This window comes from Sulfurimonas sp. (assembly GCF_018698455.1).
Classification (GTDB): Bacteria; Campylobacterota; Campylobacteria; order Campylobacterales; family Sulfurimonadaceae; genus Sulfurimonas.
On the sequence record NZ_JABIOQ010000057.1, the window covers coordinates 35,210 to 45,560 of the forward strand.

General features: G+C 33.9%; 8 protein-coding genes. 6 read left to right on the forward strand and 2 right to left on the reverse strand.

The genetic code is table 11. The annotated features are described in order from the left end of the window. Positions 1–36 precede the first annotated feature (36 nt). Entirely contained in the window at positions 37–183 is a 147-nt protein-coding gene (locus tag HOG88_RS08325; RefSeq protein ID WP_367234902.1) for a hypothetical protein, read from the forward strand. A 14-nt stretch (positions 184–197) separates the two neighbouring features. Next, the gene (locus HOG88_RS08330; RefSeq protein WP_295005118.1) at positions 198–602 is read left to right on the forward strand and encodes a hypothetical protein; all 405 of its coding nucleotides are present in this window, start codon (positions 198–200) and stop codon (positions 600–602) included. A gap of 121 nt (positions 603–723) precedes the next feature. Here HOG88_RS08330 and HOG88_RS08335 read toward each other — a convergent pair whose 3' ends face one another. After that, on the reverse strand, positions 724–867 hold the full coding sequence (locus HOG88_RS08335) for a hypothetical protein (RefSeq protein WP_295005103.1): 144 nt from the start codon (positions 865–867) through the stop codon (positions 724–726). Positions 868–1,099: 232 nt separating this feature from the next. Between HOG88_RS08335 and HOG88_RS08340 the strand changes: the two genes are divergently transcribed. From HOG88_RS08340 to HOG88_RS08355, 4 genes are read left to right on the forward strand one after another with little or no spacing between them, the layout of a single operon-like run. Next, positions 1,100–2,989 (forward strand): TolC family outer membrane protein, encoded by a 1,890-nt coding sequence (locus HOG88_RS08340; protein ID WP_295005105.1) that lies wholly within the window; start codon positions 1,100–1,102, stop codon positions 2,987–2,989. Next, positions 2,976–5,123 (forward strand): type I secretion system permease/ATPase, encoded by a 2,148-nt coding sequence (locus HOG88_RS08345; protein WP_295005107.1) that lies wholly within the window; start codon positions 2,976–2,978, stop codon positions 5,121–5,123. Before HOG88_RS08340 ends, HOG88_RS08345 begins: the two co-directional genes overlap by 14 nt. Beyond that, positions 5,116–6,444, forward strand: coding sequence for an HlyD family type I secretion periplasmic adaptor subunit (locus tag HOG88_RS08350; RefSeq protein WP_295005109.1), 1,329 nt, complete (start codon positions 5,116–5,118; stop codon positions 6,442–6,444). The genes HOG88_RS08345 and HOG88_RS08350 overlap by 8 nt, the downstream gene beginning before the upstream one ends. Further along, positions 6,441–7,001 (forward strand): response regulator transcription factor, encoded by a 561-nt coding sequence (locus HOG88_RS08355; protein ID WP_295005111.1) that lies wholly within the window; start codon positions 6,441–6,443, stop codon positions 6,999–7,001. The genes HOG88_RS08350 and HOG88_RS08355 overlap by 4 nt, the downstream gene beginning before the upstream one ends. A gap of 10 nt (positions 7,002–7,011) precedes the next feature. Here HOG88_RS08355 and HOG88_RS08360 read toward each other — a convergent pair. Then, positions 7,012–10,351, reverse strand: a 3,340-nt coding sequence (locus HOG88_RS08360) for an Ig-like domain-containing protein (protein ID WP_295005113.1), incomplete at its 5' end; no start/stop codon positions are given.

Below are 10,351 nucleotides of genomic sequence, written 5' to 3' on the forward strand. Positions count from 1 at the left end.
TTTTTCAAAAAGTCCGTAAGGTCAGTTAATAAAACAATTGAAGAATCAGAACAAGACAAGATGATACTTAAACCATTGGATGGTTCTGGTGGTCGTGGAGTTATAGTTCTAGAAAAAAATGCCCGCTCGAATATCAATTCTTTACTTGATTTTTATATTGATGAACTGGGGATAATTATGTAATTCTTCAAGAATATATTGAGGGAGTAGAAAACGGTGATGTTAGAGTATTGATGTTAAATGGTAAATTCATTGGAGCATATAACCGTAAACCTGCTGATGGAGAGATACGAGCTAATATACAAGCTGGTGGAACAGTACATAAATATATAATGATAGAAAGTCAAAAGAAAGTATGTAAAAAAATAGGTACTAAACTTGTATCTAGTGGTTTATATTTTGTCGGTCTGGATATGATAGGCGATAAAATATTAGAAGTTAATGTATTAAATCCTGGCGGGATAACTAATATAAATAAACTTGAAAAACTAAAATTACAAAAACAAGTAGTAGATTTTTTAGAAGATAAAGTTGATGCAAAAGCTGAAAAAAGAGTAGAACTTGAATATTTACTAAAAAGATTTAGTGGATTAAGAGAATAAAAGATAGGAAAAGTAATAAAAAATATCCAAAATGTAATAATAAAGCATTTTTTGAAAGAACTTCTAAAGGAAGGTTATATAAAAAGAATTGCAATAAAGATTGGTAGTACGGAATGGGTGATTAGTTTGAAATTGGTAAGTTTTTATTACAAAGTGTTTCAAAGTTCATACCTTTTAGGTATTCGCCAAATATTGCTACACTTGTTCTTGGTGTTAGTTTTTCAGTAGTTGTCTCAATTTGAAATTTTAAGATTGTTTGTGACATAATTCATCCGTGGTAATAGAAGAAGTTGCACTAAATGGGTGAAACAATTTAGGTATCTCTTCTTCGTTTAAAGTGCCTAATTACAGAGCAATTTAGCTTGTTGTCTAATTCGGTATGGATTTATTAGGGTTATGCAGTTAAATAAAAACTAATAATATATGGTACAATACATATACAACTTAAGTGAATGATAATAGAATTTATTATTGAAAAATATAAAGGAATATTAGTAATGAATAAACTAGGAATACTTTTCTTCTTACCTCTCTCTCTAATAGCATTAAGTATGAAAGAAATGGTTCAAGTTACTCTGGATAAAAATCCAAATATGCAAAAAGAGATTAGTAACTATCGTGCTATTAACTATGATCTTGATAAAGCAAAATCTGGATGGAAACCTAATGTAGATTTTAATGCTGACATAGGCCTTGAACATAATAAACGTGATTATAGTGGAAATAGTGGAGGACTAAACGAAGATGCCACTAACCTAGTCCGTACGACAGCTGGTATCGTGGCAACAGAAAATCTATTTGAAGGTTTTGCAACTGATGAAGATATTAAAGAAAAAAAGTCTCGTATTACTTCGTCAAGATACCAAGTACTTCAAAGTGCTAATACATTAGCCCTAAAATCGAGTGAAGTTTATATAGAAGTGCTTCGACAAAAATCTATACTTGACCTGGCCGAAGAAAATGTTAAAGCACATGAGCGTATTTACACCATTATCCGTGAAAGAACAGAAGCTGGTAGTGGTTTAAGAAGTGATGTTGAACAAGCTGAAGGACGATTAGCTCTATCAAATTCAAACTATATCTCTCAGTTAAATAATTATCAAGACTCTATTATTAACTTTGAGCGAGTGTATGGGAAAATATATACGGCATCTTCTTTAGAAACACCTGAATCACCGGCCCTTCCTGGAAGTACATATGAAGAGTTATGGCGTTTAGCACAAAAGTATAATCCTACACTATTACTAGAGCGCTCAAACATTAATGTACAAGAGTCACGTTTAGCAAAAGATAAAAGTAATTTTTATCCAACTGTTGACTTAGAACTTTCTGCTGATATGGCTAATAATGTTCAAGGATATAAAGGGACAAATACCGGTGCTCGGGGACTTGTAAAAATTTCTTACAATCTCTACCGAGGTGGAAATGATGAGTTAGCGAGACTTCAAAATTTAGAGTACATTACAGTACAGAAAGAATCTTTGAATGAACAGCAACGTGCGGTAAGAGAAAAATTGAAACTAGCATGGTATGCTAAAGAGATTACTTATAGACAGATTCGTTGTATCCGCTTACATGTTAAGTATACAAAGATGACTCTTAATTCTTACACGGAGGAGTATCAGTTAGGCCGAAGAAGTATTATAGATTTACTAAATGGAGAACTAGAGCATAATGAGGCAAAAACACAACTGGCAAATGCACAAAGTGATGTTTTATTTGCTCATTATCGTGTTTTAGAGGCTATGGGACTTTTAACATTTTCGCTCAAAACTGATATATCTAAACACATAGATATAGAGACTCCAAAAGATCTTAGTATAACTCTCTCTGAGTCTAATGTTTTAGATGTATATGGTGCAGATGAAAATAGCATAGAACTATCTAAAGTTTGTAGGGGCAATCCTAAACCTTTAAAGATTGAGCAAGTTATCCCTGAGATTGAAGAGATAGTTGTTGCTGTATCATCAGATACAATAGCAGTCGAGGAAGTTGTGGAATATATGAAAGAGGATTCTAAACCTGTTATTATGAACTCATTAACCTTTAAATTTCGTTCAAACGAACTCTCAAAAGAAGGTGTCGCTTATCTTCATCAAATTGCTGAAGATATTAAAAAAGATGGTGACTATATCGTAGAAATTTCAGGACATACTGATAGTAAAGGAAGTAATGCCTATAATCAAGTACTCTCTGAAAAAAGAGCTAATGCTGCAAAACAAGTGCTAATACAAGAAGGTGTTAAACTTGAACTTATAGTTGCAATTGGAGATGGTGAACTTAAGCCAATCGCATCAAACAAGACACAAGCAGGTCGTGCTAAAAATAGACGTATAGAAATGAAACTCGTAAAAAAAGATCTCTATAAGCTAAATGAAAAAGAATAAAAAAAATGATCCATTGCTGGAGTGTCTTGTTCTTCTTAGTAAATTGGAAAATCGTCCCACAAGTGTTGCGACACTTATAGCAGGACTTCCACTTAAAGAGGGAGAAAGCTCTCCTTCTTTATTTGATGCAAAAACATCTAAGTCTCTTTTTACTAGAGCAGCTAGTCGAGCCGGATTTAGTGCTAAGTTAGTACAAAGAGAGTTAGATGACATAAGTGAGCTAGTTCTTCCAGTTATTCTAGTTCTAAAAAATAGAGGTGCTTGTGTTTTAGAGGCGATTGATTACGAAAAGGGCGAAGCAAAAATTATCTTAGATGAACTGGATGAAGGTGATATTCTTGTCTCATTAGAGGTGCTAAAAAAAGAATATATAGGTTTTTGTTACTATATTAAAAAATTACATAAGTTTGAACAGAAGCAAAGAAAGAGAGTTAATACCGCTAAAAAGCATTGGTTTTTTGATTCGCTGAAAATATCTAAGAAAATCTATAGAGATGTGATTATTGCATCTTTTATTATTAACCTTTTTGTTTTAGCTGCACCACTCTTTACTATGAATGTCTATGATAGAGTTGTTCCCAATTCTGCTATTGAGACAATGTGGGTTTTAGCTATTGGTATTTTAGTTGTATATATTTTAGACCTTATCTTGAAACTTTTACGTACTCAACTTTTAGAACTGGCTGGAAAAAAGAGTGATATTATTATCTCCTCTCTTTTATTTGAGAAGGTTATGAATCTTAAACTTATTCAAACTCCAAAATCAGTTGGATCCTTTGCAAACAATCTCAAAGAATTTGAGACAATTCGTAACTTTTTAACATCCGCTACTCTTGCATCTATTATTGACCTTCCTTTTGTGATTCTTTTTATTGCAGTTACATACTCTATTGGTGGAACATTAGTATTTGTCCCCTTAAGTGTTTTAGTCCTGATTCTTCTTTATTCATGGATTGTCAAGAAACCTTTAAAGCGTAGTATAGAAGCAACTTATGAAGCAAGTGCATATAAGAGTGGTGTTTTAATTGAATCTCTTATTAACTTAGAAACTATAAAGGTTTTAGGAGCTAGTGGACATGCCCAGTGGAAGTGGGAAGAATCAAATGCTGACATAGCACAAAAAGGTTTTGCATCTAAAATCCTTTCTGCATCCATAGGAAGTGTCACTGCATTTATGGTGCAACTAAATACAGTTGTTATTCTTATAGTTGGTGTTTACATGATAGAGCAGATGAATCTGACTATGGGTGGGCTTATCGCATCCGTGATTCTAAGTTCTCGTATTATTCAACCAATGGGACAGATTGCATCATTACTCTCAAATTATGAACATACAAAAACAGCATATATCGCACTTGATGAGATTATGAAACTAGAAGAAGAAAGACCCGAATCTCAAGAATTTATTCATAGTGAGACATTAGGTGGAAATATTGAATTTAAAGATGTCTGTTTCTCTTATGGAGAAGGTGAAAACAATGCATTAAAAGGTATAAACCTTTCTATAAAAGAGGGTGAGAAAGTAGCAATAATTGGTAAAATAGGTTCAGGAAAATCAACACTTGCAAAAATACTTTTAAAACTTTATGAGCCAACTTCTGGGGCTGTTTTATTTGATAATATAGACCTTGCTCAAATAGATCCATCTAAATTAAGAAAAGAGATAAACTATGTAGCACAAGAATCTGTACTCTTTAATGATACACTTAGAGCAAATATTTTATATAAAAAAGCAAATTCTGATAACGAGGCACTTGTAAATGCAGCTCATATAGGTTTAGTGAGTGAGTTTATAAACAAACACCCTAAGGGATTTGATATGTCTATAGGAGAGCAAGGTCGTGGGCTCTCTGGTGGGCAGAGACAATCTGTAAGTATTGCACGCGCATTTATTGGTGAAGCTCCAATTATCCTCCTTGATGAGCCAAGTAGTTCTATGGATAACTCATCTGAAGTACTTCTTCTACAAAGACTCAAAGTAGCGAGTGAGGGGAAAACAACTATCTTAATGACTCATAAACAATCAATGTTATCTTTGGTGGATAGAGTAATTGTTATGGATGAAGGCCGTATAGTTTTAGATGGAAAAAAAGAAGATATTTTAAAGAAACTACAAGGGGGTAATAATGCATAGTCCTCAACATATAAAAGAAGATCTAGAGTATATGTCTTCACTCTCTCAAGCTGTTCTACAAAAAACTCCCTTTGTTTCAAAGATGATAATTTGGGCAGTATTTATTTCTATCTTTTGGTTGATATTATGGGCATACTTTGCTGAAGTTGATGAATTGGCACGTGGAGAGGGAAAGGTTATACCATCTAAGCATGTACAGCTTATTCAAAATTTAGAAGGTGGTATCGTCTCAGAGATTTTAGTAGAAGAGGGTGAGGTAGTCCAAAAGAATCAGATACTCTTAAAAATAAACGATACATCTTTTTCTTCTTCATATGAAGAGACACACTTACGTTTTCTTGAATTGCAAGCAAAAAATATGCGTCTTGATGTTGAATCTCAAGATGGAGTATGTAACATAGAGGGTATAAAAAATAAAGAACTTATGCCTTTTTTAGAACAAGAAGAAGTGCTTTGTGAATTAAATAAAAAGCAGTTAGAACAGAAAATAGGTATTTTACAAGAACATGTTAACCAACGAAAACTAGAGCTAGAAGAAGCAAAACTAGAGTATGAACAGCTAAAAAGTGAGTATACCCTTATAAATCAAGAGGTGAATATTACTCGACCTCTTGTGAAAAAGGGGATAGTGTCTCAAGTGGAATTTTTACAACTATCTCGTCAGGCTTCAAGTCTTAAGGGAAAAGTAAATGCAGTGGAGCTTACTTTTACCAAGTTGAGTTCTAAAATTTTAGAAGCAAAGAGGGAAATAGCAGAGGCAAAAACAGAGTATATTCGTGATGCAAAAAAAGAGTTAAATGATGTAAAGTCTGAAATGAGTCGTATTGTGGAATCTTCTGAAGCACTTGAAGATAGAGTCGATCGTACAGCAGTTCGTTCTCCTGTTAAAGGAATAGTTCAGCGTTTACTTGTAAATACTGTAAATGGGGTTGTTCAACCAGGTAAAGATATTGTAGAAATTATTCCACTTGATGACAATCTTTTGGTTGAAACAAAAATCAAACCCTCAGATATCGCATATCTATTTGCTGGGCAAAATGCGATGGTAAAATTTACTGCTTATGATTTTTCTATATATGGGGCATTAAAAGGGAAGGTTACTCATATTAGTGCAGACACTATAACGGATGATGATGGAAATAGCTTTTACCTTGTAAGGATTAAAACTAACAAAAGTTATCTTGAATTTGGTGGAGAAAAATATGATTTACTCATTGGGATGATAGCAAGTGTAGATATTATTACTGGTAAAAAAAGTGTTTTAGACTTTTTACTTAAACCAATACTTAAAGTTCAACAAGCTGCATTGAGAGAACGATGATAGCAATTATAAGCAATAATGAATCTTTTTTAGAACATATTAAACCCTTAGAAGAAGAATATACTGTTTTTTGTGATGAAGCAGAACTTATAGAGGAATATGAAGTACTTATTGTTGAAGACAAAAACATCGCTTTAGAGAAAATATTTACTAAATACAAAACACTTGTTTTAAGCGAACTTCCTGAGTTTCATGAGGCTATGAATTTATTAAACCAAGGTTCAAGAGGTTATGGAAATACTTATATGTCTTTAGTCCATTTAACGCAAGCAATCTCGACGATAAAAAATGATGTAATATGGCTTCAGCCTACAATAATGAGCTCTCTCATAGTACACGGTTCACAAGTAAGTAAAAATAAAGAACCTGAATGTATAGAGTGTCTTAGTATGAGAGAAAAAGAAGTTGCATTAGAAATACAAGAGGGTAAAACGAATAAAGAGATAGCAATTTCTTTAGGAATTACACAAAGGACTGTTAAGGCACATCTTTCTCATATATTTGAGAAACTTGAAGTGCATGACAGATTGAGTTTAGCTATATTTTTAAGAGCATAAGAAATAGTAGTTATGAAACTACTATTTCTTGTTCTATGTTGAGTGTAACAGTGTTGTTTACATCACTATAAACATCAAAAGTTTTTCCATCCGCATCGATTATAGTTGTATTATCTTTCGAGAGGGCAGCATCTAGTGTTATGTTGTCTTGAGCCTCTCCATATATAAAGAGTTCATTATCTGTATCTGTCATACCAATAATATCATTGACATCTAAGTTTTTAATAGTGTTATCTCCCGTACCCATATCAATAGCCCCTATATTCCCAATATTTGAAATACTATCAAAGTCTAGGGTCTGTGAGCCACTAAGGATAAGAGTATCAAAACCATCCCCTCCATCTACACCATTCGCATCATAAGCAAGATTTTCATCTTGGGTAGTTTGAAGGTGAATATAGATGGAATTCGTTTGACTCACCCCATCGTCATCTGTAGCACTTACATCTATTCGCTCTTCTAGACCAGCAACATTATCTTTGTAGTCTATAGTATAAGTGTATGAGCCATCATCAAAGTTTACTTTGAGAGTACCACCTAATGAAGTTGTAATTGATTGTGATGGATTGTTAACATCATAGTTAACAATTTGTGTAATATTTCCTGCTTGATCATAAAGAGATAGTTGAGTAATCTGTCCCCCGTCTGCACCTAAGTTAATAGCTACACCATCTGGGTCAAAACTTGTTAATTCCCCTGTAATAATTGTAGTATTAACTGTGCTAATAAGAGTACTATTGAGATCTGTAATAGAATTAATAATAAGTGTTTCGCCGTTATCATTACCGATCTTTTCAAGTTCTCCTAGGTTTACATCATTCCCAACACCAATAGCATATGTTTTATCTATCGGAGAGTTTGTGACATAATTGTTCCAAGCAATTTGTTCTGTTGAAGTTAATCCTCCGCCACTATTTGGTACACCATCAGATATAAAGTAGTACTGAGTAGTATTTGCATCAGGATAAGCATTGAGTGGATTTTGTTCTGCTTTGGCAATGGCTGTGTCATACATAGTCCCACCATCTGCAGTAAGAGAATGAATATATGCTTTTGCATCAGCAGCATTAAGCATATTTGATGCAGTTGATGTACCTGAAAAAGTAATAACTTGAATATTTACATCTCCAATTTCTGCATATTTGTCAATAAGATTTTGGAGAGCTTCTTTTGCAAGAGCGAGACGGTTTGTACTAGGATCATAATCATTAATCCATTCCCTGTTCCAGAAATAACCACTGTAGTGCCCATCTCCCGGTGCATCACCTTCTGCATCCCAGTTCATACTTCCTGAAACATCAAGAGTTAAGATGAGGTTAGTGCTATAGTTAGATGTGTCAGACGAGAGGTATTTATCTACAACACCATTTTCCATAACTACATCATCAGTAATTGAAATACTAAGAGTAGAGCTATTGCTGTTTCCTGCTGTATCTTCAAGAGTATATTCAAAATCATCAGATAAAGCATCTGATGCATTTTGGAGAACATAAGTATAATCTCCAGCTGTATAATTTACTCCGTCATGAACAGTATCTGCTGTTGCAATAAAAAGAGTACCACTACTAGTAGTAAGTGTTAATATATTACTATTTTCACTCAATACTGTCGCCTCTTGCCCATTAGCACTAAATGAACTTATAGTAGAGTTTCCTATATCTGAATCATTTGTAAGAATATTACCAGAAGTTGTTACACTTGATGATGATGTAGCCGTACCAGTTGAGAGACCTGACTCATGAACGGGAGATGCTGGTGTATCAGTGTTAAGTGTTCCTACACTTAAATCGACTGTAGTCGTTTGTGTATTTGAGTCTGTAAGGTTTCCAGCTTTGTCCGCTACAACTTGAGCAGTGATAGAAAGTGAAGAGTTATCCGTAAGAGTATTTATAATAATATATGTATCATATGTACCATCTGCTTTTGCAACAATGGCATTGCCATTAGAGTTTTGTGTAATAACTTCTCCAGTAGATGTAACAAAGCTTATCACCGTTCCTTCAACTGCAGTTGTTGTTCCACTTACTCTAAGTCCAGATGTAGCTTCATCGCTATTTATAAAACCATCGCCAACTGTACTTAGTGTGATAGTCGCATCATGTCCATTGTCTCCTGTTCCCGTTCCTTCATCTATTACATTACTATTTGATCTATCTAGGGTTACATTTTCAGTATCAGAGTAAATTGTTCCATTGGTTGCTGTAACTGTTGCTTTGAGATTATAAACACCATCCGTATAAGAGACGAAAGTATCTGCAGGAATGCTAATACTAAATGTTCCATTAGCGGTAACAACTGCTGTTACAGGGGTCCCGTTTATTGCAAGAGGTGAGTCATTAAGTTTGAAGCTTACTATCTCTCCAATTTCTGTACTTACTCCTGTAATCTCGAGATTACTTGTTGCTTCTTCAAAGTTAATGAAGTTATCACTAATCTCATTAAGGTTAATTACCCCTAAGTCAGTGCTATCTACTATCTGAATATTTTGAGTAGCTACTTCATAGTTTCCTGCAGTATCTTTTATGCTTGCTGTGACTGTGTATTGACCTTGTTCAAGAGTTATGTTTTCAAGGTTTAAACTCCAAGTATTTCCACTAGTAGTAAGCTCCGTTGAACTTATATTATAAACAGTACTATCTAGTTTTAGAGTAAGACTATTTTCATCTTCTGAATTAAATGTTCCTGTGATTATAAGAGTACTATCTGCTGTAATGAAGTCATCACTACCTGTATCCTCACTAATAGCATCTATTGTAATATTTGCACCCGTATAGTCACTACCACTATCAAGTGTAGTATCTAGTGTCACTACTTTTGTATCTGAAACACTGTTACCTGATGTATCTGTAACAATAGTAGCTGTAACGGTATATTCTCCATCAGGAAATGCTGCAATTTGAGTTGTACTGACATTTACATTATATGTACCATTTGCAGCAACTGTTGCAGTTGTAAAGGAGTTGTCATTAAGTGTTATGAGAACTTCTGCTCCAATTACATTTGATGTACCATTAAGAGTTAAGATATTTCCTGCTTCATTTGCATTTAAGTAGTTGTCGTCACTGATGTTATTTAAAGTAATTGTTGCATCTACGGTACTTCCAGAGCCTGTACCATCATCCGTATCTGCTTTTGTATCAATTGTTATATTTTTTGTAATAGTCTCTGTATTTCCGGCAGTATCACTCAGCACTACACTTAGTGTATTATCTCCATCAGTAAGTGGATCAAGAGTAACTTCCCATGTTGTACCATTTACAGTTGGAAAATATGTTTTACCGGCAATTGTTACTTCTAATGTATTTCCACCAGAGTTGTCATAAGTACCTTGAACAAGTAAAGTATTGTCA